The 25,406-nt window shown below is 59.7% G+C and carries 26 protein-coding genes; all 26 read right to left on the bottom strand.

Features of this window, described 5'->3' with window-relative positions; genetic code table 11:
- Positions 1-508: 508 nt before the first annotated feature.
- The 26 genes from ACF3ND_RS08530 to ACF3ND_RS08405 all read right to left on the bottom strand — a co-directional run bounded on the left by ACF3ND_RS08530 (position 509) and on the right by ACF3ND_RS08405 (position 25,354).
- Entirely contained in the window at positions 509-2,047 is a 1,539-nt protein-coding gene (locus ACF3ND_RS08530) for a hypothetical protein (protein ID WP_394065645.1), read from the bottom strand.
- Between the two features lie 293 nt (positions 2,048-2,340).
- The gene (locus ACF3ND_RS08525) at positions 2,341-5,124 is read right to left on the bottom strand and encodes an AarF/UbiB family protein (RefSeq protein ID WP_394065644.1); all 2,784 of its coding nucleotides are present in this window, start codon (positions 5,122-5,124) and stop codon (positions 2,341-2,343) included.
- A gap of 530 nt (positions 5,125-5,654) precedes the next feature.
- Positions 5,655-6,695 carry a hypothetical protein gene (locus ACF3ND_RS08520; RefSeq protein WP_394065643.1) on the bottom strand — a complete coding sequence of 347 codons (1,041 nt, stop codon included), beginning with the start codon at positions 6,693-6,695 and terminating at the stop codon, positions 5,655-5,657.
- A gap of 270 nt (positions 6,696-6,965) precedes the next feature.
- Positions 6,966-8,000, bottom strand: a complete 1,035-nt coding sequence (locus ACF3ND_RS08515; protein ID WP_394065642.1) for a hypothetical protein — start codon at positions 7,998-8,000, stop codon at positions 6,966-6,968.
- Between the two features lie 126 nt (positions 8,001-8,126).
- Positions 8,127-9,077 carry a hypothetical protein gene (locus ACF3ND_RS08510; protein WP_394065641.1) on the bottom strand — a complete coding sequence of 317 codons (951 nt, stop codon included), beginning with the start codon at positions 9,075-9,077 and terminating at the stop codon, positions 8,127-8,129.
- Positions 9,078-9,191: 114 nt separating this feature from the next.
- Positions 9,192-11,105, bottom strand: coding sequence for a type III secretion system outer membrane ring subunit SctC (gene sctC, locus ACF3ND_RS08505; RefSeq protein ID WP_394065640.1), 1,914 nt, complete (start codon positions 11,103-11,105; stop codon positions 9,192-9,194).
- A 50-nt stretch (positions 11,106-11,155) separates the two neighbouring features.
- Positions 11,156-11,554, bottom strand: coding sequence for a hypothetical protein (locus ACF3ND_RS08500; RefSeq protein WP_394065639.1), 399 nt, complete (start codon positions 11,552-11,554; stop codon positions 11,156-11,158).
- Positions 11,555-11,558: 4 nt separating this feature from the next.
- Positions 11,559-12,611: a type III secretion system export apparatus subunit SctU gene (sctU, locus tag ACF3ND_RS08495; RefSeq protein WP_394065638.1), complete on the bottom strand. Its 1,053-nt coding sequence runs from the start codon at positions 12,609-12,611 to the stop codon at positions 11,559-11,561.
- Entirely contained in the window at positions 12,608-13,408 is an 801-nt protein-coding gene (gene sctT, locus ACF3ND_RS08490) for a type III secretion system export apparatus subunit SctT (protein ID WP_394065637.1), read from the bottom strand. The genes sctU and sctT overlap by 4 nt, the downstream gene beginning before the upstream one ends.
- Positions 13,409-13,424: 16 nt before the next feature.
- Positions 13,425-13,691 carry a type III secretion system export apparatus subunit SctS gene (sctS, locus tag ACF3ND_RS08485; RefSeq protein WP_394065636.1) on the bottom strand — a complete coding sequence of 89 codons (267 nt, stop codon included), beginning with the start codon at positions 13,689-13,691 and terminating at the stop codon, positions 13,425-13,427.
- A 12-nt stretch (positions 13,692-13,703) separates the two neighbouring features.
- Positions 13,704-14,381 (bottom strand): type III secretion system export apparatus subunit SctR, encoded by a 678-nt coding sequence (gene sctR, locus ACF3ND_RS08480; protein WP_394065635.1) that lies wholly within the window; start codon positions 14,379-14,381, stop codon positions 13,704-13,706.
- Positions 14,378-15,466, bottom strand: coding sequence for a type III secretion system cytoplasmic ring protein SctQ (sctQ, locus tag ACF3ND_RS08475; RefSeq protein ID WP_394065634.1), 1,089 nt, complete (start codon positions 15,464-15,466; stop codon positions 14,378-14,380). Before sctQ ends, sctR begins: the two co-directional genes overlap by 4 nt.
- A gap of 19 nt (positions 15,467-15,485) precedes the next feature.
- Positions 15,486-16,337 (bottom strand): hypothetical protein, encoded by an 852-nt coding sequence (locus ACF3ND_RS08470; RefSeq protein WP_394065633.1) that lies wholly within the window; start codon positions 16,335-16,337, stop codon positions 15,486-15,488.
- Complete coding sequence (locus tag ACF3ND_RS08465; protein ID WP_394065632.1) at positions 16,334-16,840, bottom strand: type III secretion protein; 507 nt, start codon at positions 16,838-16,840, stop codon at positions 16,334-16,336. Before ACF3ND_RS08465 ends, ACF3ND_RS08470 begins: the two co-directional genes overlap by 4 nt.
- A gap of 3 nt (positions 16,841-16,843) precedes the next feature.
- The gene (gene sctN, locus ACF3ND_RS08460; protein ID WP_394065806.1) at positions 16,844-18,178 is read right to left on the bottom strand and encodes a type III secretion system ATPase SctN; all 1,335 of its coding nucleotides are present in this window, start codon (positions 18,176-18,178) and stop codon (positions 16,844-16,846) included.
- Positions 18,179-18,190: 12 nt separating this feature from the next.
- Positions 18,191-18,829 carry an HrpE/YscL family type III secretion apparatus protein gene (locus ACF3ND_RS08455; RefSeq protein WP_394065631.1) on the bottom strand — a complete coding sequence of 213 codons (639 nt, stop codon included), beginning with the start codon at positions 18,827-18,829 and terminating at the stop codon, positions 18,191-18,193.
- Positions 18,799-19,446 carry a SctK family type III secretion system sorting platform protein gene (locus ACF3ND_RS08450; RefSeq protein WP_394065630.1) on the bottom strand — a complete coding sequence of 216 codons (648 nt, stop codon included), beginning with the start codon at positions 19,444-19,446 and terminating at the stop codon, positions 18,799-18,801. Before ACF3ND_RS08450 ends, ACF3ND_RS08455 begins: the two co-directional genes overlap by 31 nt.
- Positions 19,443-20,285, bottom strand: a complete 843-nt coding sequence (sctJ, locus tag ACF3ND_RS08445; RefSeq protein WP_394065629.1) for a type III secretion system inner membrane ring lipoprotein SctJ — start codon at positions 20,283-20,285, stop codon at positions 19,443-19,445. Before sctJ ends, ACF3ND_RS08450 begins: the two co-directional genes overlap by 4 nt.
- Complete coding sequence (sctI, locus tag ACF3ND_RS08440) at positions 20,285-20,710, bottom strand: type III secretion system inner rod subunit SctI (RefSeq protein ID WP_394065628.1); 426 nt, start codon at positions 20,708-20,710, stop codon at positions 20,285-20,287. The genes sctJ and sctI overlap by 1 nt, the downstream gene beginning before the upstream one ends.
- 19 nt (positions 20,711-20,729) lie before the next feature.
- On the bottom strand, positions 20,730-21,110 hold the full coding sequence (locus tag ACF3ND_RS08435; RefSeq protein ID WP_394065627.1) for a hypothetical protein: 381 nt from the start codon (positions 21,108-21,110) through the stop codon (positions 20,730-20,732).
- A 74-nt stretch (positions 21,111-21,184) separates the two neighbouring features.
- On the bottom strand, positions 21,185-21,667 hold the full coding sequence (locus tag ACF3ND_RS08430) for a SycD/LcrH family type III secretion system chaperone (protein ID WP_394065626.1): 483 nt from the start codon (positions 21,665-21,667) through the stop codon (positions 21,185-21,187).
- A 22-nt stretch (positions 21,668-21,689) separates the two neighbouring features.
- On the bottom strand, positions 21,690-22,952 hold the full coding sequence (gene sctE, locus ACF3ND_RS08425) for a type III secretion system translocon subunit SctE (protein WP_394065625.1): 1,263 nt from the start codon (positions 22,950-22,952) through the stop codon (positions 21,690-21,692).
- Positions 22,953-22,977: 25 nt separating this feature from the next.
- The gene (gene sctB / locus ACF3ND_RS08420; protein ID WP_394065624.1) at positions 22,978-23,808 is read right to left on the bottom strand and encodes a type III secretion system translocon subunit SctB; all 831 of its coding nucleotides are present in this window, start codon (positions 23,806-23,808) and stop codon (positions 22,978-22,980) included.
- 110 nt (positions 23,809-23,918) lie between these two features.
- On the bottom strand, positions 23,919-24,416 hold the full coding sequence (locus ACF3ND_RS08415) for a SycD/LcrH family type III secretion system chaperone (protein WP_394065623.1): 498 nt from the start codon (positions 24,414-24,416) through the stop codon (positions 23,919-23,921).
- A 22-nt stretch (positions 24,417-24,438) separates the two neighbouring features.
- Positions 24,439-24,720 carry a hypothetical protein gene (locus ACF3ND_RS08410; protein ID WP_394065622.1) on the bottom strand — a complete coding sequence of 94 codons (282 nt, stop codon included), beginning with the start codon at positions 24,718-24,720 and terminating at the stop codon, positions 24,439-24,441.
- Between the two features lie 19 nt (positions 24,721-24,739).
- Positions 24,740-25,354, bottom strand: a complete 615-nt coding sequence (locus ACF3ND_RS08405; protein WP_394065621.1) for a hypothetical protein — start codon at positions 25,352-25,354, stop codon at positions 24,740-24,742.
- Positions 25,355-25,406 lie beyond the last annotated feature (52 nt).

The following is a 25,406-nucleotide window of genomic DNA, read 5'->3' as shown; positions in this document are numbered from 1 at the left end:
CATGGTCGCAAGCCTGGAACAGATGAGAATCCAGCGCTTTCCTCGGCGCGTACAACAAAACTGGCCAGGATTGCGGTGAGCACGAAGTCGACGCTTTGGGTAACTGCTTGACATCTTCCTCGCCCTTAAGCGCACATTGTCGGCTCGCCCGCACAGCCATATGAAAGCCCCCGGATTCTGGAGACAGACCCAGAATCCGGGGGCTTGAACAAAACTGGCGCAGACAGGGCCAGACCCCGTTGATCGCAGCTCGAACCGTATCGCGATCAGTGCATTATCAGGACGTCACATCATAATGACGCTGGAAATGCGGCAAGCGCGTCACTTTGATCTGATCGGCATTCTGTGGGACATTCACGGTGAACTGAGCCTGAAACCAGCTATCGGAATCTTGCCTCATTTTCAGAAGCCTGTTCCTGCCGCTGCTCGGCAAGGCCTCATAGGCTAGCTTGACATCAGCAAAGGTAACCGTCGTGATGATATCGATGCTGCCATCAACGTTTTTTTTTCACGTCGAATTTGAGCTCCGTTGTATCTCTCGATGGAAGATAGGCGGACAAGTCGACCACGTGCGCAAATGGGCCTGCTCCAGGAAAGGCGCGATGACGGCGCGATCCGAATCCGTCGACAGCAAGTAGGGTGAACTCCTGCCCGCTTGATAAACAATCCCGTACTGGGCCTCCAAGGTTTGATAGAAGGCGTGCGGCAGGATCCTCGCGGTCGGATCTGGACTTCTACACTCCGCCAGCTCGCACATCTCGTGGACCATGGATCGACATTCGTCCGTATCCAGACCGTCAGGAAACTGCCCCAGCTCCGTCAATTGCTCGATGCGTCGCATTTCCACATCGGCCAGTCCCCGCAGTTGTCGCATGAGCAGGGAAACATCGCCGGGGTCTTCGGCCAAAGTCCGCAGCATGTCGGTCATGCGACCGACAGCTTGCCGGCTGAGCGCCCCGACCCGTCCCAACGCCACCCCGCGCCCCGACTCGGTGTCCAGCTCCAGCCCAAGAGCATGCAAGCTCGAAGCGCCGCGCAGAAAGCCGAGGGACAGATCATCCAAGCGGTTCAGCGAAACCGCGTTCAGCGGGCCGCCCGGGTTGTTCTCGGCGTCCCGGATCAAAACCACGCCTTCATCGACCAGTTCGCGCACGTCCTCGAGCATGCCTTCAGGCAAGGGATCGCAGATCCGCCTGCTCTTGTCCACCAGCGCATTCAAATCCCGCAACGCCAACGATGCGGCGAAACGATCTCCATGCCGCGCCGCTTGCTTCAACCTCTCCTTCAGCAACAACAGATCAGGCTGGGCCTGGGCGCGGATCTCGCGATTCACCGCCGTGCGCAAACGATTCAGCATGGCCAGGGCCTGATGCTTCAAGTCATCGCTGAGCAGAGATAAGGCATGCTCGGCGGCATTCAGTTTTTGAGAGTGCAAGTCGCCCAGCAGCGCCCCCGAGTGTTCCAGAGGCAAAGACTGGAAATAGACGTCCAGCGTGGAATTGACCGGCGACCCGTCCTCCGGCCGGCCCGGGTCGAGCATCGCCAGACCCGTGTGCAGTTTGATCAGCTGCCCTCCCAGCTTCTGTCCATCCAGAGGCGACCGGGACAACAACTCCACGATTTCCGACATAGGCTCTTGTACGACGTCCCGGGCCACGCGTCGACTCAAGGCTGCCTCCATCCGAGCCAGTATACCGGCGGCGCGGGTCCTTGACTCGTCAGTCAGGAACCGTGCCAACACCGCATCACGCACGTCCTGACGCCCCAAGGCTCCCTCACGCAAAGCGAAGATGTCGCCGCGCTGGAGCTCTCCCAAGCACATGGGCAGAGATTCCAACCCTGCCTGGAAAGCGCGAGCATCTTCTTGGGACAGTGAGCAGAGACGCCGCAGTTCCTGGGCTATCCTGGACTGCTCTTCAGCGTCGTCCGCTCGTGCAGTCAGGCTGCTCAGGAAACCACCGACAAGATGCAGGCCCTTGCGATTTTGAGCCGAGGTTTCGCGTTGCGCCCGCTCTTCGGGTCGAGAGCGGCCAAGGCGAAACTTCAAGTCGGACACCAACGCGATGATTCGCGTCCACGCCCTGCTGAGGAGGCTGGCGCGGACCGTAGCGCCCTGTTCCGGCCTGAACCGCCGATTAGCGAAGGACGCCAGGAGCCTGGGCTCCGGGATCTCCTTCTGCCCTCGAAACAACGTTCGTGCAATTTCCCCCTAAGCTTGAGCGGAAGTTTCATCTTCAAAAATAAAATGGGCGGCAAAAAAAGCGTTCGCTTTCATGCCGCCCATTTCAGTCTTATTCGTCATGAAGCCATGGCAAACTGGACTTGAAGGATATCAGTTGATTAGGCTCGCGAAAACCCCGATCTCACGATGTTGATAATATCGCCTCGAGCAAGCAGACCGCTATCCACTACGTTACTCAGCATCACATTCATCATCAAACCACCGAAATTTACCGTTCCTAAATTCTCGGAGGCGGCGACAGCGAGCGCTGCACGGTTGGCGATCAGCTCCAGTTCCTCTCTCACCCCCATCGCAACGGTTTTGGCGCCTTTCAACTGAGCCAAACTCTGCGTAGCTTGTACGTATATATCTTTTACTTCGGTCTTTTCCTTAATCTCAGAAGAGTTTTGAGCCAATATACGTGCATCAAATGCAAATTTATCCCGTATCTTTTTATTTTCTTCATTAGCTCTGTTAATCGCATTTTGCAACATTATTTGGGAACGAGAAAAATTGGTCACGGTCGCAGGGATCTCAAGGCCAATTTTATTGGCGGCATTAAGAATTTCTTTGATCACCAATCCCGGATCTATATCTAAACCCATGATTCTCTTAGTTTCCAGGAGCAACTTTTCTCTATTGGTTAAAGTTTCACCTTCTTCTTTTGTCCCAATCGCTTCACGCCCTTTATCTGAGAGCACTTTTTCGTAATTTCTTACGAATACCTTTTCATTTCTTACTGCAGCCGCCAGCACCATTTTAAAAATGGCTTTACGCTGGGGGCGTGACAGAACCGCTGCATTGCCGAAGTCAATGGCAGTCAGCATGCCTTTTTCATTTATATCTGGCGAGAACATGATGTTTCCAGCATGCAGATCGCCGTGATAGAACCCTGTGCCAAAAAGCGCCTCCGTCACCCATTTTTTCGTCAGGGATCGGATTCCGTCAGTTAATTTCTCGCTATATTTCGAAGCTTCTTCAAAGTTTCCTTGTGAAATCTTTTTTTCCAGATCATCGAAGGCGGTTTTGACAGTCACGCCTGGCGCCTTGCTCAACAGCATGTAATTTTGCGAGGGCAGAATCTTGTCAACCAACTTCATTGCCTGCATATTCTCATAGCCGACATCATAAACCTTGGCCAGCTCTACAAAATTCGCCTCTTTCGTCAAATCCATTTCCACTTTGATTTGTTCGGAAATTCCTTCGAAAGTTTTTTCCATGGCAGGACTGACTTTTAATGCCTCTTTTTCAAGGAACTTTACCTCACGGTCAGCCCTTAGACGCACCCCCGGGCGCAATAGTTTAATCACCACTTCCTCGGGCTCAGGTTTGTCATTCCAGTGAACATTAGCCAGGAGCGTCTGACCCACCGACGCGGCTCCAAGGCTTCTCTTCACATCAATCTGCTGAATTTTTCCGCCCGAATTGACCACGATCTGCGTCAGCATCGCTTCCACGATGCGCTCATTGATCGGACTCAGATTCGTTTTCATGTCGTCGAGCGCCGTCTTCAAGTTACCTTCTTCTGCATTATCGCTCAGCAATTGCAGCATTTTCTGCATATATGGGCCGCTCGCCTTCAGGAGCGCCATCAGCTTTACTTCATCAGCATCGTTCGAACCCGCATTTTCCAGGAACGAGGCAAGCATGGCTCGCTTATCGACCGTCGCTTGGTTTGAAAAATAATTAACGAGGACATTTTCTATGAAAGTTTCAAAATCGCCTTTTTTTTCACCTTTTTTTGCAAGACTGATTTTCTGGAGCAGGTCGGCTCCACCAATTTTTGAAAAATTCAAGGTCTCGACTTCGTTGTCGATTTTTTCGGCAATATGATCATAAGAACTATCGTGCTGAAGCTTCAAGGCAATGGTGATGGTTCTAGGCGACACGAATTCATCTTTGATGCCTAACTGCGCTTTCACTGCATTCAAAAGCAACTTCATGCCTTCGGTCGATTCTTTGGGCAAGCCCGCGGTGTCAATAAGCTCCGGCCTTGTGTACAGCTCAGCCAATAGCTCTGGATTTTTCAAGAGCACAGACCGTACACGAGCCCCCGGCTCCTTGGTATCCATTCTCCATGCGTTTTCCGGAAAAAACAATTCAGCCAGAAATTTTCTGACTCGAATTTCGTCCTTGCTCTGCGGCTTCCTTAAATCCGTAATTTTTGGAGCTTCTGCCGGGTTCGTATAAATAACTTTTTTGCTTGCAGAATTCAAGCTGCTCTTCCAGGCAGCTATCATCTCCAAGCACTCCTGGTCGACGATTTTTTCGCTTACGCTATCCTTAGGATTGAACTGCTTACACAGTTCTTCTCCTGTTACCTTATTATCGATCAGACGAGTGGCAGCTTCCCTGATTTCATCTTTAGACATCAGATCGGTTCTCAAACCGACCACTCTAGACTCAAGAAACTGCGCGGCCAGTGAACGGGTTCCGCCTTCTTCGTCTTTCAGCGCAAGCTTGGCCAATTCAGGTCCATAAACATCCGCATTGGAAAGAATATCTCTCTTCAAGTTTTCGCGGATTTCACCCAAGGTCTTGTTCGGTATGTTGATTGTCTCGCCGCCCATAGAGACAGTCACACCTTTTCCATTTCTAGCTACCGAGATTTCAGCTTCCTGCCCTTCAATCAAGCTTTTGTAGTTAAACTTAAAGCCTTCTTCCGGGTTTTCAGCGCTCTGCATCGCCTTCAACAGCTCTCCAGCCAAATTGATAAATTCTTTTTGTTTTTGGCTTTTATTCTTTGCATGATAGATCTCGACGCCGATCGCGCCTATGCCCAGCGTCAAAATGCCCACGACCACCTGCAGGACGATACCCGCCTTGGACCGTTGATAATCTTTTGCGGCCACGGCCATGTTCCCATCGGAAGCCAAGCCTCTTTCTGCAAGTTTGAAACTCATGATGATTTTCTCCTAATAAATTACAAGCAGGATTTTGATATTTATCAAAAAATTGGAGATGGCTTCCCGCGCGACAAAATAAGGAATTCGCCTCATGTGCTTGTTAAGGCCTCTTGATGCAAGTTCCTCAATCGATTGGCCACTATCTTTAAAGCAATATCAGACCCCATCATTACAAGCCGTCGTGCTGATCTGGCCGCGGTTCTGGATCTGCATGATGCTCGTCCCGTGGAAAGATCAGGCTCGACCCTCAACACACCACGACGCGTCCACCGTCGCAGCAATGCATCAGTAACAGATCGCCTTTGAGCGTTCCTTGCAAGCTCGGTGTCTCATCGACACGTCTACCTGAAAAAAAGCGGTCTGGAATCATATCCAGACCGCAGGGTCAGATCCGATGCGCCTATCCAAAGGCATCCGCATACGCGTTCATAGGGTTGATTCCGCCGTCAAGCGGCGTGCGCGGGCCGCTGCCGCCAACGTCGTCCTCATGCCGCCTCGCGAACCGGTCCCGAGACCGTTGCGCTGAGCTATCGGGCCTGTCGGCCTAGATCTCTCGTATAGACAAGCGGCTCAGCAGAAGGCTCCGCCCGAGCCTGTGCCGCCATCTCGCGACTGCAAGACTGGCGCAGGCTATCCAGCCTGCTCCGGGCCCAGGAAGGAACCGGGTCATTCCCCGAGCGCACTGACACGGCCCGCTCCAGAACATCGATCTTTTCAGGTCGCAATGCGTGCAGCAGCCTGGACGATTTGCCAGCAGGCAAAGACTGAAGGTAGTCGTCCAGCCTGGACGCCTTATTCGGAAGCAACAACAATGTGTCGTAGACTTCTTCCATATCCGCTGACTCTTCGCTAAGCAATACAGCCAGTCGCCATAGAGGCTCACGTACGGATTCCCGGTCCACGGCTTGACGAATTTGCTCCAGAACGGAGGATGCCTGGACGCGTAGCTCAGACGAAATCTCATCCAGGACTTTCGTGCGCTTCCTCTCGTTGTTCAACATGTCCTCACGCAAGATATAAAGATCGAGTCGCGTCAATTCCTGCAAATAGACGGACAGGAATTCCTGTCCGCCGCGCAGACTGGCGAGATCGCCTCCGGACAATTTGCTGACCGCCGCCAGGCTCCTGGCCATTTTGGTCGAACCCTGCATATCGGTGAACGGCGTCATCAGGCTGTCCAACAAATTGCCGATGTGGCGGTTGTTTTCGCATATCTTGCGCGCATTCCTGCGCGAGTCCCGCGCCTCCCTAGTCTCCAGGCTGACGGCAAACAGCAGTTCGCTGATGAAATGTTCCACCTGCGGCCACCTTCCAGGGCGGCTCGCGCCTGCCATGCTGCCGTGCTTTGGCTTGAACTGCAGGTTGCCGACGCCTCCCAGAGGCCCGGGTTCCCGGTTCCGCAATTGCAGGTCCGAATTACCTGACCGGCCATAATTGTGAATCTGCATGGTATCCCTTGATAAGTTCAGGTTCGGACGTCGAAACACGCCATGATTGTGCTTCAGTAACACATAGCCGCCGAGTGTTCCTTCCCCCTCGCTTTTCATGGACCAATGCAGCGCCGTCAAGGCAAGATTCCGGTTTTAGCGAGCGTCCGCATCCTTGATGATGCCTGACTCAGGGAGACGTGATGCGTGCGAGCCTGAAGGGGCGCAGAGCGCAGGAAAAACCCATCTGGGCTTATCCCCAAGGTCCGCAATGAAGCCGGCGCGAATACGCATGCTTGCGATAGGGGCAATTGAAAGATGTGAGCCTTCACGCATGCCTCACTTTACGCCACGAACTTCCGCATGGCGGCTCCGCGGAATTCGGCGTACATCCAAAGGCTCAGCCTGGACTTAATGCGGCGTGCTGTCGTGCTCGTCCCTGGCCTGGAACTCAATGCTCTCCAGCAGCCTGGCGCGTAGACAATCCAGGGTTTGGCGGGCGCGCACTTCGTTGACCTCCCGTAGAACCGTCAATCCGTTCTCAAGACGCCCCCGCATCACCAGGCTCTGCAAATCCTTCAGCGCATCCTTCGGCAGCCAATCCAGATAGAGGTGCAGCGGGTGCTCACCCGGCGTCACATCGGATCCCCTGCTTCTGCTGTTCGCGTACTGGTCCAGGCCCTTGGCCAGCCGCAGCAATGGATGCTTCAACTTATTCGCCTCGATTGAAGGGTCGGCCAGTAGTTCGTAAACGTCACCCAACGGCTCCTGTACGACTTTTTCCACAAAGCGCGACTGCACGGCGTCTGCAATCTGACCCCACATCGCTCCCGCCCGTTCACGCCTCACACCTGGGGGAATCTCGTTCAGCACGTTCCAGCGATCGAAGTCACTGCCAAGACTCCCATTGCGCAAGGCGATGAGAAATGAATCACTTGATTTTTTCAGGGCGTCGTCCAGATAGCTCAAGCTGCTTTTTTCATTGTCCGACTTTACCTTCGTCAGCTCGGCCAAACGCTCGAGTTGCGCACGAACTTTGTGAAAGCCTTCATGGTCGCCCTTCGCGGCCGTCAGGCTGCCCAGCAAATTGTCGATGGCGTCCTTGATCTTACGGGGTGGTTCCTGTTCTCCGCTTTGCGCCCGCGCGGTGAGCGACGCCAGACCGAAACAAAATTTCAGGTCGGCCGCAAAATTGCGCATACGGTGCGTGCGCGAGACGCCGCGCACCTCATCTTGCCCAATGGATGAGGAGAGAAGGCTCGTGGACGGATGCGGCGCTCCCAAAGTCGCCTGTTGAGTTTCCGCCAAGGCCGCAGGCGCAGTCCGCTTCTGAACCTGAAGAGCCTGAATTGGAATCTCGCGCTGCGCATGAGCTTGCGATACAGACGCCCAATTTCTCTGCTCCTCGCCGTGGACGTCTGCGTGGCCGGGGGGCCGAATATCCATAGCGATCATCCTCGAATTTGACTCTGTACGCCCCTACCGCGACCGGCCGAGCCGGCGCGGGGATTCATGCTCCAGCATGGCGCGAAGAGCCGCCGGCTCTTCGCAACTTGCCATCTGCCTGTACATTCAACTTTGACTTCTGGTGACGTTTAAGAAGGCTTCTCTTCTCTGATACGAAATATTCTCCATCAGCGTATTGCGCAGGCGATCCAGCGTTTGATGAGCGCGCAGTTCATCGGCTTCCCGTAGCGCCGACAGTCCTCTGTCAAGGTTGCCCGGCGTCACCAGGCTCTGCAGATCCTTCAACGCGCTCTCGGGCAAGCAATTAAGGTAGAGGTGCAGCGGGTCATCTCCCGACGACGCGCTAGTCCCCCTCGCTTTGCTGGCCGCATACTGATCCAGGCCTATGCCCAGCCGGAGCAGGGGTTCCTTCAGCTTATTCGCATCGATTGACGGGCCGACCAGCAGCTCATGAATTTCACCCAGCGGCTCCTGTACGACTTGCTCCACAAAGCGCGACTCTACGGCTTTCGCAATTTGGTCCCATAGTTTACCCGCCGCATGCCCGGCATCAGATGGAATCGTCTTCAGCACGTTCCAACGGTCCAAGCCATTGCCAAGGCTGCCATTGCGCAAGGCGATGAGGTCCGCATCACTTGACTGATTCAAAATATTGTGCAGACACTTCAGCCCGCCCTGCTCCTCGCCCAAGGCACCCCTCGACAAGCCGGCCAGTTGCACCAGTTGTGAACGAATTTTCGGAAAGCCGTCGGCATGGCCGCTCGCCGCTGTGAGCTTGCCCAGCAAATTGCCGATGGCGCTCTTGATCTTGCGGGATGGCTCCAGCTCCCCGCTTTGCGCCCTGGGAGCCGGCGATGCAAGACCGAGGCGAAACTTCAGATCGACGATCAAATTGCGTATATGCGAGGCCACGTTCTTGAGGCGCCCGATACGCGCCATACCGCCCTCCGCCGGGGAGAACTGCAGGTTTCCGGAGGTTCCATAAAGTTGCTTGGGAGCCTGTGCGGTCGGCTGCCGACTGGCGATCGGTATGTGGTTATAGTTTTGAATCTGCATAATGGCGTTCCTTGCGAAGAACAGGTTCGAAAGCAGAAACCCACAGGAAAACAGGCACCGATGTGGTACAGCATCAGTAACCCCTGGTTGCCGCAGGTTCCTTGTTTCTTGGTATCAGTCCCGCACCGGCCTGGTCTGGACCTGCACGGCCGCTCCCTCGGACATCACCCGGGAGGACGCGTCGCTGGGCAAATCCGCCTTGCCCAGGGCGGTGGATTGTATATAGGTCGGCCCGACGCGGACCGGGCCGGACATCTTCGCCTCGATCACGGCATCGAAGCGCACGCGCGTTTGCTGATCCCGGATGAGGTCCAGGTACTGGCCGGCCGACATGGGCCTGCCGTCCGAAGGCCAGGTGGCGCTGATGGCGGGCCCGGTATCGGCCGACTGCAGCCGCGGCAGCGTGACCGGTTCCCCCTGGATCGAGACGATTCGCGGACGCAGCAGGAACAGGCGCTCCCGGCGCTGCACCGTCTTGTTCTTGTTCGAGAAAAGAGCTCCCAGAAGCGGGATGTCTCCCAGCACCGGCACTTTATCCACGCGCTGACTGTCCTGGCTGCTGTTGTAGCCGCCGATCAGCAGCGTCTGGCCGTCGCCCACGATGGCCAGCGTGCTGATATTGCTCTTGCGCACGGTGGGCAAATTGTTGATGGAACGTTCATCCTGGATACGCCCGTCCTCGATGTCGACGGTCAGCTCAACCCGGCGCTGGTCATGATCGCCCTCGATGTAACGAGGCGTCACCCGCAGCGAGGTGCCCACGGTGATGGGGGTCACCTCGGCGACGCGTTCACCCGAGATCGGGATGAAAAAAGTGTCGGAAAGATCGATCAGCGCTCCCATATTGTCCGCCGTCAGAATCGACGGCTGCGACAGGATGTTGGCGGCGCCCTTGGTCTCCAGGGCCTGCAGGCGCGCTGCAAGCACATTGCTGACGGACAGCGCAAACGTCCCCGGAGACAAGGTGCCCGCCGACGTGCCGCCCAGCGGCAAGCCGTCGCTGGGGCTCAGATTGAAGTCGCCATAGCCGAAAGACGTCGTGCCGGCCCTCGCCCCCCAGGTGACGCCCAGCGCGCTGACGTCGTCGGAATTCACGTCCACGATCATGGCCTCGATCTCGATCAGCGTATTGGGCACGTCCAGTTGCTCGATCAATTCCTTGTAGATAGGGATCCGATCCGGAATGTCCTGCACGATGATGGCATTGAGGCGTGGATCCGCTTCCACGGTCGGCTCGCGAAACCGCAGGCCGGGGCGCGATCCGCGCTGCGGGGCCGGGCCGCCGGCATCCGCCGTCGCTCCGGATTCCTGGCCATTGGCGGCGCCGTCTGACGCGGCGGTAAACGTCGGCGGATTCTGGCGCAGCGGCGCCGCCACCGCCGACAAGGTTTCATTGCTTGCCCCTGAACCCAGAATCAGGTTGCGCAGCACGGTCGCCAGGCCCGGCGTCACGACGCTCTGGGACCGGTAGCTGACTTCCCGGTCGTTGACGGATGCATGTTTGAGACGAAACACGGCCACCTGCTGGTTGCCGCTTCCCAGAGGCAAGGCCTCGATCATCTTCTGGATCAAAGAAACATAGGCCGGCGGCCCCGAAACCAGGGCAATCCCTTGGTCGGCCAACTCGCCCCAGCCGAAACGGGGATCCAGCACTCCCAACTGCAGCAGGGCCTCGCGCAGGGCGCTGATGGACCCGCCCGATGCGCTGACGGATTTCGTCACCATGGCGCTGGCCGGGCTGACGAACAGCGTGCCGGCGTGGACGAACCAGTTGAATCCGTAAACCCCGCCCAAACGGTCCAGGAACTCGGAGGGCGTGGCCGTATTGAACTTGCCATTCACTGTGCCGGACACGCCCGGCGCCAGCTGCAACGCCAGGCTGAAGCCCCCGGCGAACTGCCGCAGAACATTCTGCAGGCTTTCGTCCTGGGCGTAATAACTATAAGGGGCGGCCGGCCAATTGGGCGCAGCCTGCGCCGTACCCGCCAGGCATAGCGCCAGCGCGCATGCCGGAATCAAATGCTTCACAATCCTCTCCCCCGCGCCAACGGCACGGCTTGTTCTCATTATCAATAAGCTCATACGGCGCGGCGCACGACATGCATCCAGAACGAGAGCGCGTTGGCGAAGCGTCCCACGGCCTCGTCCACGTCACCGGCGCCGGCGTCCGGGCGAACCATTTGCTGCAGCCACAGGGCATCGTCATCCGGGTCGACCACGCAGGTCGAGGCTTGCCGGCTGAGCATGCCGGCCGCGTGACCGCCGATCCTGACCAGGAAGCGATCGCGCTCCATGCCGGGCGGAGGCAAAGGACACAGGCGCGAACTGATCGCCAGCCAGCCATTGCTGGCGCCGCGCAAGTGGATGCGATACTTGTCATCCACCAGAAGGGTGGCGCGGCCGTCCGGGCGCATGGCGTCCTGAAGGCCATGCGAACTCAGGTATCGGGTAATCAAAGGATGAGCAGCGGCAGCCATGGGCTTACTCCGGTAGGTCGCCTGCGAGTTTGCGCACCAGCCGCAGCACTTCGGCGACGGGCTCGACAAGTTCGCTCGGGATGTACTGATCGGGCTCGCCATGGGCCATGAGGGCCCGGGCCAGCGGTATATTCTGCATGACGGGAACGCCTGCTTCACGAGCGGCCTGGACCATCTCCGCGGCCAGCGCGCCTTCGCCCTTGGCCAGCACCACCGGCAGCGGGGTTTCGTCCTGCTCGTAATACAGTGCGATGGCCAGATGGGTGGGGTTGGTCACCAGCACGGTGGCCTTGCGAGCGCTCTGCACCGCCCCCTGCATGGCCATTTCCTGGTGCAGGTGCTTGCGCTTGCCCTTGATATGAGGATCGCCTTCCATTTCCTTGTATTCCTGCTTGACTTCCTGCTTGCTCATCATGAGCTGCTTGCGATGCTGAAAACGCTGCCACACAAGGTCGGCCAGGGATATGATGACGTAGGCAACGGCCACGTTCGCGATCATGGTATACAGCATGCCTCCCACCCCGATCTGCAGCCCCGCCAGCCCGCTGTGCGGCACCGACATCAGTTGCGGCAGGGCGTCGCGCACCACCAGGGTCACGAGAACGGACAAGAACGAAATCTTGAGCACGGATTTCAGAAATTCGACCAGATTGCGTTTGGAAAAGATGTTTTTCAGGTTGCTGATCGGGTTCAGCTTCTTACCGGACGGGATCAGCTTTTTGAAAGCCAGCAGGATGCCCACCTGCAGGAATTCACTGAACATGCCTATCCCCAGCACGATCAGGACAATGGGCAGCAGCAGATAGAGCGCTTCACGCAGGGAAGCCTCCAGAGCCGTCTTGAGCGCAAGCTCGAACGGCATGCCGGACAGTCCCGCCGGCACCAGCAGAAGCCGCCCGAACGTCTCGATGATGTTGGATGCATTGCCCAGCAGATAGCCGAACAGGGCCAGAATCAACAGCGTCTGGGTGAAATCCTTGCTATGGGCGACGTCGCCCTTTTGGCGGGCGTCGCGCAGCTTCTTGGCGGTCGGTTGTTCGGTCTTTTCCCCGCTCACGGCTGTCTCCATTGATCGTTCAGAAAGGGCAGAATGCCCGGGATTGCCCGCACCGTCTCACCGGCATACTCGAACAGCGTGCTCATGTACAGGACCAGCACCAGCAGGGCCAGCGCGCTCTTGATCGGCATGGCCAGGAAAAACACCTGCAATTGCGGCGCAAAGCGGCTGATCAGCGCCAGGCCCAGTTCCGCCAGAAACATGGCGACAATGGCCGGAGCGGCAAAGAGCAGCACCAGGCGCATGAAGCGGCTGAGCTGGTCGAGCATGAGCGGCACGCTGTCCATGCGCAGCGCGGGCGACCACGACCACAGGTCCCAGAGCCGGAAGCTGTCGTACAGCATGGTCAGCATCAGCGTGAAGCCGCCCCCGACCAGAAAAAATACCATGAAGGCTTGATTGAACAGGATGCCCAGCGGCGAAGAGTCGTTGCCCGTCGCCGGGTTGATCACGGCGCCCAGGCTGGCGCCGCGCTGGTTGTCCACCACGAAGCCGACCGCTTCGAAAAGCCAGAACGGAATCGCCACCAGAAAGCCCAGCACCAGGCCGACAAAGACTTCCTTGGCCATCAGCAGCAGCAGGTCGATCGCCCCCAGGTCCAGCGCCGCATAGCTCGGAGCCAGCATGGGGACCAGCACCAGGCCCAGCGCGGCGCACAGGCTATAGCGCACGAGCCCGGGCAGCAACTGTCTGTTGAAAAGCGGCAGCATGCTGCACATCGCCAGGATGCGCGGCTGCGACAAGGCGAGAGTCCCCAGGAATGTCTGCACTTCTGCGTAAGTCGCGCCATTGACCATGATGACTATCCCGTCCCTATCGGATCTTGGGGAACAGTTCGAACACCGCAATGGCGTAGTTGTAAAGCTCTCCGCTGAGCCACCGGGCCGTCAACAGCAGCGTGATGAACACCGCGATCAGTTTGACGGTGAACGACAAAGTCTGCTCCTGGATCTGCGTCAAGGCCTGGAAAAGCGAAAACAGGGTCCCCACGATGGCCGCCACGGCAATCGGCGGCAGGGACAGCCACAGCGTCAGGTAGAGGGCCTGAGTCATGTACGAGACGATATCGACGGTTCCCATGGGCGCTCCAGGTCAGGAATACGACAGGACCAGGCCCTGGATCAAGCGGGTCCAGCCGTCGATCATGACGAACAGGAACAGCTTCAGCGGCATCGAGATCGTCACCGGGGACACCATCATCATGCCCATGGCAAGCAGGATGTTGGATACGATCAGGTCGATGATGACAAAGGGCAGATACAACAGAAAACCGATCTGAAAGGCGGAGGTCAGTTCCGAAACGAGGAAAGCGGGAATCAAGACGATCAGATTGTCCTGCTGGAGATCGCGGGCCTGGGCTTCGCCCCATAGCTGACGGGCGGTGCGCACGAAGAAATCCCGTTGCTCGGGCTTGCTGTTCTTGAGCATGAAGGCTCGCAAAGGCTCCGCCCCCCGCATCACCGCGTCAAGGACAGCGCCGATCTGGTCTCCCGCAGCCGGCGCGGCCGTCTGCGCGGAAGGGACCTGAACGGTACGCAATTCCTGCCCCACCTGCATCACCACCGGCCCCATGACATAGACCGATAAAATAATGGCCAAACCATAAAGCGCCATATTGGGCGGCACCTGCTGGACGCCCAGCGCATTGCGCACCAGAGCGAATACGACGGCCAGTTTCAGAAACGAGGTCGTCATTACCGCCATCAAAGGCAGCAATGCCAGCAAAGCCAGTATGACGGCCAGGCTGATGGGATCGAAATTGCCGCTCATGTGCCGTCCTTGCCGAGCGTGGCGATGCACACGCCGATGCGCCCGTCGATATCGACCAATGTCCCCGTTCCCAGCAAGGCGCCGTTGACCCGGATCATGACAGGGCCGTCGGTCAAGGGCCGCTGCAAGTCAAAGACGGCCCCCGGCTGCAATTGCCGCAGCTCGGACAAAGGCAACGTGCGATCGCCCAGATCGAAGGTGAGCTTTATCGGGATGGCGTCCAGCGCCAGCGGTTCCGCGGACGGAGCATCCGTCTCCGTGGGAATGGGGTCGAGGGAAGCGGGGGAATCCTGAGTCATGAGCGTGGTCCAGCCTTGGGTCACTATATAAGAAGAATGTTCGGCGCGCACACGCACCCCTTGCCCCTGGGGAATGCACAGCCAGAGTTCGCCGCGCGCATCCACCCAGTACTCATCCAGCAGGACCACGTCGCCGCCGGCCAGGGACCGCAGTTCGGACAAGGGCAGGACGGCCCGGCCCAGTTCCGCGCGCAAGGTCACCGGCAGGTCGGCATCGCCCAGTACGCCCGTCCCTCCCGGATTCGCCTGCTTCAGCATACGCGCCAGCAGCATCAGCCCCAGGTCATCGGCCTCCAGCACCATCAGGGCCAGTCCGCCGTCGGGCAAGGATCGGGCGCTGAAAGTCCAGGCATGCGGCAACGAAACCTCCGTCGCATCCACGGCCATCCGCAAAGGATCGGCGGCGGCCAGCGGCGCCAGCGCCGCCAACGCTTCACCGAGCGCAGCCTCCAGGGCCGCCTCCTGCAGGGCGGCGGGCAACGCGTCCAGGCTCAGATCCGGCGTCCTCGCATTCGCCCAGGCCAACAGGGCCCCCGGCGTCGCACGGACGCGCAGGGAAGCGCCCGCCCAGGTCAGATCGATCTTATGGCTCGCGGCCTGCCGCAAGGCGTCGGGCACGCCGGGAGTCAAGTCCAGCAGCCACTCTCCCGGTGCGGACTCGCCATCCCGCGCCTCGGGCAGCGACACCCGCATACCGGCGCCGTGCACCGCGACCAAGGTCAAAGCCTGCGCCTTGCTCGCACTCAGGCGCGGCAGGGCTGCAGGCAGGGGAAGTGGCAAACTCATTGCATCCATGAATCAGGTTTCATCCCGCGGCGCCAGCCGCTTCAAACGGGCGCAAATCGTCCGGATCATCCATATGCACCCGTACCATCGTCATACGATGGAGCGAATCGGCGAGCTGGTCGGCCAGCGGCTGTGCACAGCGGCAAAGTGTATCGCGCGAGGCGTCCAGCACACACGTGAACTCAACCACCAGGCGGGCGGCCTCTTCATAAATGGACATCGACACTCCCGGCAGGACCTCCGCCTTCAAATCAATACGGACTTCCCGCCGGCCGCTGCTGCCGTCCCCCACCAGCAGGCGATCCGCGATATCCGACAGTTGCCTGGCCAGCCCATGAGGGACGTCGCCGCACGCCTCTCCCGAGCGCAACGGCTCCGAGAAAAAAGCGAACGGTCTGGGCAGGTCCGGCGGGAGGCCGGATGCGGCGACAGGCGCGGTCGGAGCCTGGTCGGCCCCGGCGGCCTCCTCGTGAGCGAATCCCACCAGCCCCGGCAGGACCCCTGACTTCAAGTCAGCGCGGGTTTCCCGGCGTCCGCTGCCGCCGTCGCTCGTCAGCGGACGATCCGCCGCATCCGGCGATTGCTCATCCATGTCCCGGGCTGCTCCGGTACAAGCGTCGTCCGGGCGGGCCGTATCCGAAAAAAAGGTAAATGGCTTGGGCAGACGCGGCAGGCCCGGCAAGACGGCGGACTCGGCAAACTGGTCGGACTCGGCGGCCTCCTCGGCAGGACCCGACAGCGCCTGCTCGAAGGCCTGCCGATCGGCATCGGATGCTTGCCGCCGGGCTTGCGGCCTTTCCTTTTCGGGCAATTCGGATGCACCGGATCCAAGGCCTATGTTCAGGTTCGTGCGAGATTCGGCCATGGTCACGCGGGCTCATAGTCATCATGAAGCTGCCAATCATCGCGATCTCTGGCCATGGAGGCAGCCTCTTCCATTTCCAGGTCTTCCTTGCGTTCCAGTTCGCGCAGATGTTCCGCCGCGTGCACGCTGGTCAGCTCGACAAACTTCTGAACCACGCGAGATGCTTCGCGGTGCATGTCGCGGCATTGGTTCAGCGCGGCGGTCGCCTCGCGCTCCTGCTCGGCGGCCTGCTCGACACCGGCTTCCCGTTCGCGTTCGCCCTGGCGCAGCTCTGCCACGCCGTCCAGGACGTCTTCGATCTCGCCGACGCGGACCAGGCGACTGCACAAATCCTGGTACATGTCTTGCTCCCGCTGCAGGGAAAGCTCGCGGAACCGGGCCAGTTGCTCTCGCGCTTCAGCGCTGCGCTGCTGCATCTGAAGAAGCGACTGGCGCTGACGCATGACCGCCAATTCAGCCTGTCCCTCCCGAAAACGCTTGATTGCCAGCAAATCTTGAAAAATGCTCATGGATCACCTCCTCGTGCCAACGATGGCGGCCATGCGCTCCAGCGCCTGGTCCAAGGTCGAGTGCTCGTCAGTACCCTGCTTCAGAAATCGGTTGATGGCCTCGATCTTCTCGATAGCCTCGTCAGTGACGACATCTCCCCCTTGCCTGTATTCGCCGATCTTGACCAGCAGCTCGACCTCCTGGTACTTGGCCATCAGTTCCCGGATGCGCCCCGCCAGAAGCCGATGCTCCGGCGTGACGACCGCATTCATGACCCGGCTGGCCGAAGCCAGCACGTCGATCGCCGGATAATGGTTGGCGGCGCCCAGCCTGCGCGACAGCACGATGTGACCGTCCAGAATCGAACGGGTCTCGTCCGCGATCGGCTCTGTCATGTCATCGCCTTCCACCAGTACGGTATAGAGCGCCGTGATGGAACCGTACTGATTCATGCCCACTCGTTCCATCAGCTTGGGCAAGGTCGCGAAGACCGAGGGCGGAAATCCGCGGCGGGTGGGCGGCTCGCCGGCCGCCAGCCCGATCTCGCGCTGCGCACGGGCGAAACGCGTCACCGAATCCATCAGGAACAGAACCCGTTTGCCCTGGTCGCGAAAATATTCCGCGATGGCCGTGGCCACATAAGCGGCCTTGGCGCGCTCCATGGACGATCTATCGCTCGTCGCACAGACGATGACGCTCTTGCGCCGACCTTCCGGGCCCAGCTCGTGTTCCAGAAATTCACGCACTTCCCGGCCACGCTCGCCAATCAAGGCAACGACGGTGACATCGACATCGGCTCCTTTGACCAGCATGCCCATCAAGGTGGATTTGCCGCCGCCCGCGGCCGCAAAAATGCCCATGCGCTGCCCTTCGCCGCAGGTCAGCATCCCATCCAGCGCCCTCACGCCCAGCTCCAGGGGCCTGTCGATGATGCGACGCGTCAGGGGATCCGGGGCGTCCGCGAAGACGGGATAGAACTTGCTGGCCTCCAGGGGGCCCCGTTCGTCCTCGTCGAGCGGACGGCCCAGGCCGTCGAGCACCCGGCCCAGCAGGCCCTCGCCCACCGGAACCAGGTGGGCGCGGCCGGTCGGAACGACTTCGGTGGCGGAGGAAATGCCGTACATGTCTCCCAAGGGCGTCAGCAGGGCCGCATCGCGCGCAAAGCCGACCACCTCCGCCTTCATTTCAAAGTCTTCCCCGGGGTTGCGCAAAACGCAGACCTCCCCGACCTTGACGGTGGGCACCACCGCCTTGATGATGGTCCCGATGACCTGCGTCACCCGCCCCTTGATGCACAAGGTGGACGCATCATGCAAGGCCATTTCCATCATTTCGGTGATGTAATCGAACTGGCGCACCATTTCCGCTCCCTAGACCCGGCTGCCCAGCGTGCGCTCGAAGGCGGACCGCAGGGCGGCGATCTGGCCTTCCAGGCTGGCCTCGACCATGCCGATCTCGCTTTCCAGTATGCAGGCTCCCCGCTCCAGGCGGGCGTCGGGCACCAGATCCAGATAGCCGACCCCCGGATAAGCGGCCAGGATGTCGTTGATCCGCCCCCGCACCAGCTCGAGGTCTTCGGGATGCAGGCGCAGCGTTATCTGTTTCTGGTTGCGTACGACCGCCAAGGCATTGCGCACGACGATCATGACTTTATCCTGGTCATCGAAACCATCCACGACTTTGCGGACGGACGCCATGACCAGATCCACCATGCGATTTTCCACGTTGGCAAAATAATCCACTGTCCGACCGACGGTTTCAATCATTTTCTCGGCCTGACTCAGCAAAGCATCCTGCCTGCCATCTTCGTAGCCGCGCTGACACTCGGCCTCGAACGCCGCCTGCGCTCCGGAGAGAATCTGGTCAGCCTGGGCCTGGGCATGATTGATCAAGGCCTGCGCCTCAACCCAAGCGGCATATTCCCCGGCCCGCAGCACGCGAGTCGAGGGGGCCAGGGTGGCGGCCAGTCTCCAGGGCGTCACCGCAGAGCGGGAAATGAGGAATGCCATAAAGGTTCGAGATACTTGAGAATGTCGAGCGCCCTGCCCAGCAGCGCCTGCGGCCCGATCGCCACCCCTTGGGGAGGCTCGTCAGCCAGTTTGAGCTCGGCGCGCAGGCTGAGTTCCGGGCCTGCGCCCCGCAGAATCGTCAGCATGGCCGCCCGCCCCAGAGAATCCACATTGTCCGCCGAAATGCGTCGTTCCTCCTCGCCTGCCTTGCTGAACGAATCGACATCAGCGTCCATATCCTGCTTGCGGGCAAAATCCAGGACATCCGGGCCTAGAAGAGTCATCAAGCGCCGGATCTCGTCTCCTTCGATCACCTGACGCAGGCGTCGTCCATACAGGACCGCTCCCAGGTAACGCCCCACGCGAGCCAGCCCGTCAGGCGGCAACAAGGCCAGAGCCAGCTCGGGACGACGTGCATCCAGAACAGGCCGCTCGAACAGGTCCAGCCGACGCAAGATCAGCCGCGACCAATGTCTATGCCATACCGCTGCGGGGATAGCCTCCGGCACGGCTACCGTCGGCGCGTCAAAGAAAGCGTGCCGGCTGGGATGCAAGGTGACGCTGGGCAGGAAATTGAATTCCATCATACGCGTCGTGAACAGTTCCCGCACCGTCATTCAGCCCTCCGGGGCGCGGACGGCGCCAGGCTCGGCTCCTGGCGCATCCGGGAAATGAGACGTCCGGGCAGCCAGCCAGCACGCCACGACAGATACGCCAGAGCGACCGCCAGGGCCAGAATCGTCAGTACCAGCAAGCCCAGAAGCGTCGTCAAGCCGCCCGCCGAGCCCTGCGCCACCTGCAAACCGAACACGGGGGTCAGGACCGGCGCGGAATGGACCGCATCCGTCCGGGGCTGTGCCGACACCAGTACGATGGACACCCGATCCTCGGTCAGCCCCGGAATGGAGTGCGTCACCAACTGCCGGATCTGGGGCTTGAGCGCATCGAAGGAGACCCCGACCTGGTGCTTGATGAAGACCGCCGCGGTCGATGGCGAGGCCGCCTCGCCGATCTCGCCGCGCTCGGGCAGCACCACATGCACCCGCGCCGCCAGCACGCCGTCCATCTGGGACAAGGTGCTGGTCAGTTCCTGCGACAGGGCATAGACGTACCGTGCGCGTTCCTCCACGGGAGAGGACACCAGGCCTTCTTTCCGGAAAACCTGTCCCATGCCCGCAAACTGTTCCCGGGGCAGCCCGCGCGAACGCAGGATGTCCAGTGCACGCGCCACCTGGGCGCCATCGACCGACACCGACACCCCGCTCTTGTCGGCGACTTTTTCAGCCTTGATTCCCGAATCCAGCAGGACGGACAGCAGTTCATTGGCTTCGCCTTCGCTGACTGCCGAATACAGTGTCACGTTGGACCCGCATGCGGCCAACATCGACAGGAACATGACCATTAAGACGCGGCGCACAAGCCATACGCCGCCAGTCCTGGAAGAAAATAGCCGCATCAAGACATCCTGACCAGGGTATCGATATTCTGCGTGGACCTCGCCACGGCCTTGCCCACCAATTCATACTGCACGGACACCTGCAGCAATTCAGTCTGCAGGCGCAACATGTCGCTGATGGCCGGCTGCGCGCCCAGGCCGTCCAGGCTGTGGGAAATGTCTTTCCACTTGTCGGAAAAATCGCCCGCCACCCCGCGCAGCCCCGACAGGATCTGGCTGCCCAGCGTCGGCGCCGCCTCGGGCGGCGCTGCTGCGATGGCGGGCTGCAAAACCGCGCTCGCGCCGTTGAGTCCGGGCTCCTGGATTCCGTTCATGATGGCATTGAAGCGTTCGGTCGCCAGGCTGGAAGGCTCGGCCCTGACGCCTCCCCCGCTATTGTTGAGCGCCTGCGCTGCCAGTGCAGTCGAGAGAGCGGCGATTTCCATTATCAGTTTCCTTGCTCAGCTATTTTTCGGACACATCAGAAGCCAGCCCCAACAGTTGCCGGGCCAGCACAGCCCCGTCGCCGCGGCCCTGCGCGGCCTCGTGCAGCACATGCCGGCTTTCCGCGGAACGACCCGCCAACTGCAGAGCCAGGCCGCACCAGGACTGAACGACACCCTGCTCGTCCGCGTCAGGCAGGCGGATATCCTGCAGCAGCCGGACCGCTTCGGCCGGCGTGCCGGCGTTCAGGCGCGCCACCGCCAGCCCGATCAGAGGAAAGGCCCGGTCGGGGCGCTGGTGGCGCAAGAATGTAAAGACCTTGTCGGCGCGCGTGACGTCCCCGCGGCCGGCAGCCAGCATGCCCACCTCGGTCAGGAAGCGGGCTTCACGCGCGTCAAGCACAAAAGCCACCTCGGTGGAGGCGGCTTCGGATCCGGATATCGCAGTTCCGGGCGGAGGATGTCGACCCATTCCCATCAAGTAACCTGCTTCTGCGCCAAATCCCGGAGCACCTGAGCGCGCGGCCGCAGCGCATCAAACCGCCCCTGAGATTCAGCAATAATGGCCAGCACCTGATCCAGTTCCTGTAGAGCCTCCGCATGCTGGCCCAGCTTGAGCCGGCACTCCGCCACCTGCATGGCGGGCTCCAGGCCATCGGGATACAACAGCGTCAGCACGGAGTACATATGTATCGCCTCGTCGTAGCGCCCGCACATCTCCAGACAGAGCGCCAAGCCCGCCAGATAGTGCCGGCGAGTCGGCCCATAGACAGCCAGGATGGAAAAGATCGGCAGCGCCTGGGCGTACTGCTCCTGCATCACATGGGCATACGCCAGGGCGTAGATGACTTCAAGCTGCTCGTCCGTCAGGCGGGAACTGCCCGGCAGAGCCTGCAATTCGTCGTACAGCTCCTGGGCAAACTGACTGCGAGAAACTTCGGCTGCTATCGTGCGGGACATTGAACTCTCCTTTCGAGCAGAATCAAACCGATCTGCCGCTCATGTTCTTCGTGACCTGCTCCATACTGTCCGTCGCGGAGGCCAGCATCTGGGTGACCAACCGGGCGCCTTCTTCCATATCCTGGATGATTCTCTTGATGTCATCCATAAATCCGTCCATTGCCTTCTTCAACTTGGTCATCTGGACTTCCAGCTCTTTCTTGTTCGAGAGGGCGATCTGGGACTTCTGTTCCAGCCTGGCCTTGGCTATGCCGAGCCCCCCGGTGGTGATCTGAGTCGACCCCGTCATGACGGCCGAAGCGCCGTTGACAGTCGAACTGAAGATCTTCAGGCCGGAAGTCAACATGCTGCTGCCGGCTTGAGTAACGCTACTGGCCAGAGAAGTTCCAGCCGTCAGAACAATCATGGCGATCGCCACCCCGATGGCTGACAAGATGGATGCGGTAAGACCGAGCGCATTGGCCGCCTTTTCACTCGTACCCGCCTCCAAAGCGAGCGCCTGAACCATATCGCCCATCAGGGAAGGCTCGATGAGCAAGGCGACGGGCATATTGATCGCCAGGAATCCCCCGCAGATCTTGGTGATGTTCTCGGCTTTCTTGGCGTCCACTCCGCACGCACCCGTCAAAAACCATCCCAAGGTGTTTCGAAGCAGATTGGCGATGGAGAACTCAGGCCCGCCCTTTTCCGCGGAGATTGCATTGATCAAGGATAGGGAAGCGCCGGCGAAACCCACGACGGCCACTGCCAGCAAAGGCACCGCCGCCCCGCCGGTCACCACGGCAGCCACCCCGGCAGCCAGCACGGTCACAGCAGATGCCACGAATGCCACGGCCCGGCCGATCCAACTGAAGACCTTGGCTACCGTGCCCCTCTTGGCAGCGCTCTTGCATTTGCTGATCCATTCCTTGATCAACTTCTGGGATTCTTGGTTTCCCGTCTTGAGCTTGATGCCGACCGACCGCACGCCTTCCTGGGCGGTCTTGAGCATCTCATCCTGCACTTTGCTGCGCAGGCTGCGCAGCAAATCGACGATATCGTTGACGCTGAATACCCGCGCGGGAGCCTCGAGCTTTGGCGCCCCGAACGACCCCACCCGCGAGGCTTCATTTTCCGACCGCCCCGCGCCATCAAATTGACTGACGTATTTTACGCTTTCGGCATGCAGCTTCTCAAGGCCGCCGATCAGGTCGTCAGCCGACATTTTGCCAGCCGGCCGGCTTTCAGGCTGACCCGCCGGCGCCGGATTATATCCGGGCCCCGTTGAAGAAATCGTCGTACTCATGAAAACCCCTTTATCTGAAAGTCAATCAGAGGTTGCGATAGATGGCGCGGTTGGTATCGCTGTTTGACTGCTGCACGCTGGCGTACTTTTCGCGCAAGTCGCGGATGATATCCATCATTTGCTGCATCAGTTCATTCGCATGCTGCACGCCCTGGTCGCGCACTTTGGCATCAGCCTCGCGCTCGGCCCTCTTGGCGTCGTGGCCCGCCGCGGCTTGCTCCACACCCGCCGAGGTCGTCGTCCCGATACCGGACACGGCCTGGCCGCCTCCCTGACCCACACTGGACAATATGGCACCCACGCCGTCCCACCGTTTTCCCAAGGCCGTAGTCGGCCCGTCCGCCAAGCCACTCTTCACGCCGAACACGCCGCTGGCAACGCCGAAGCCCGCAACGACGATCCCGGCCGTCATCTGCAAGACACCTTGAGCTGTGCCAGCAGCAGCACGGTCTTTGGCGGCAGCCCGTATTTCCTTTGCGGAAGCCATCAAGCTGGACACCTGCCCCTGCATTTCGGAATTGCGCATTTCACGGGCCTGATCACGCATCAGCTGGGCAAGCTGCTGAAACACAGCCATGAGCGCGTAGATATCGCCCAGAACAACGGCCGAATCACTCAGCTTGTCCAGCGCATCCCCCAGCGAGCCGCCCTTGGCGGGCTCGGGCAGCAGAGCCCCTATCAGCGTCTTGCGATGCCCCGCCAAGGGATTGTCGCCGCCCACTCCCATGTACTTGGACAACTCCTCCAGGGCGACTCCCGCTTTCGCCCCTTTCTTCGTCGTCGCATGCAAGCGCTCGGAATCCGCTCCGGCGGAAGCAGGACCAGGAGGTAAATTGGTTTTCAGTGAAATGTTCATTGTGAGCTCCGGTATTCGTGTCCAGGTTTGCCTGCATCCATTCCGACACTGGAAGGTTACTTATGTGTTAAGTGGCGGAGTGCGGCAAAATCGTTCCATGCCAGGGCGCGCTACTTCGCCTTGGCCTCCAGGGTCTTGAGCAGCGCCTGAGCACGGGCCTTGATCCCGTCATGCACCCCTGGCTGACACAGGGCATCTATCAGCAACTCCAAGGAATCGCGGGCCTTTTCCGGCTGACCCAGAGCCAGTTGGCATTCCGCGCTATGGAAGACGGGCACAGGATCGTCCAAGCGCATGACGGTCACCACGATGTACTGCTGCAGGGCCTCCTGGTAGCGGCCGGTCATCTGCATGGCCGAGGCCAGCGCCATCTGATAGCGCGACTCCATGTGGTTATAAGTCACCAGCCGCGCGAATATCTTGAAGGCGTCTTCATACTTGCCCTGACCATATAGCGAATGGCCAAAGGTATACATCGCCTCGCATTCATCGGCGGTAATGCCTTTGGCCTGAGCCACCGTGGCGCCCGACGTCCACATATCGACGACAGCCGCGGCCAACGCATCCGTATCCTCTTCGGTAAATCCCGAATCGATTTGTTCGCTCATGACGACTCCTGCACAAAGGCGGTCAAATCATATTGCGCAGCTTGCGCGGAACACTGGCCCGGGGGCTGGCGGCCGCGAAGCTGAGCCGCGCGACTTCTTGCGCGACCTCGCGCTCGACATCCTCCATGTCCTTGCGAAACAAAGCCTGGGATTCAGCCCAAATCCGCTCCTGCACATCGGCAGGCAGCTTCTCGGGATCCAGGCCTTGATCGCGGAAGGCCTCAACCGTTGATTCCAGGCTGCGCTGCACCTGCTCGATCAAAGCCTCGGCCTCACGCATGACCTCGTCAGTCGTCTTGCCCATGGTGTCGCACCCCGGTCTATCAATAGTTGCGGATGATGTTAGACGAAACATCCGAGTATTTCTTCACCGAAGAAGTCTGCATATCGAGGGCTTCGTTCTTCTTGTTGTTCAGGCTTTGCATGCGGATCATGTCCATCTGCTGGTTGTTGCTTTCGCCGTCGATCAAACCCTTGATCTTGGCAAGAGCCGCATCGACTTGACCTTTGGTGGTGCCCGAGTTGGCCACCCCGTCCGTCATATGCCCGCCCGCCGGACCGTCCGCAGCCTCGCCCGGCCTTGGCGTGACCTGCCCCCTGCCGGTAAAGCCAAGATCTCCGATGCCTGCTTCGCGGATCGCATCATTCAACGGAATCTCCAGGCGCTTCTGCTTTTCGACATCCCAGTCCTTGGGTTTGCTGCCGGGATCGGTGCCGCTGATGGCGCCCTGAAAAGCGGTCAGCTTGGCCAATACATCGTTCAGCTTGGCAAGCTGCTGGTTGCGGTCCTGCATGGCCTTGACCTGAACCTCCAGTTGCCCGTCCATCAGCCTGACCTTCTGGGCCAGCACCAATTGCAGGAAGGTATGAACATCAATAGGGCCCTGGGGAATCTGCACGAGCGAGGAAGCACCGGAGTTGTTGACTGTCATATTCATGATGAATCGTCCTATGTCTGAGTCTGGGTACGATGCGCGGCCGGAATTTCGC

Source organism: Alcaligenes sp. WGS1538, from assembly GCF_043187505.1.
In the GTDB taxonomy this organism is placed as follows: Bacteria; Pseudomonadota; Gammaproteobacteria; order Burkholderiales; family Burkholderiaceae_B; genus Alcaligenes.
This window is presented reverse-complemented; position numbering and strand designations above follow the sequence as displayed.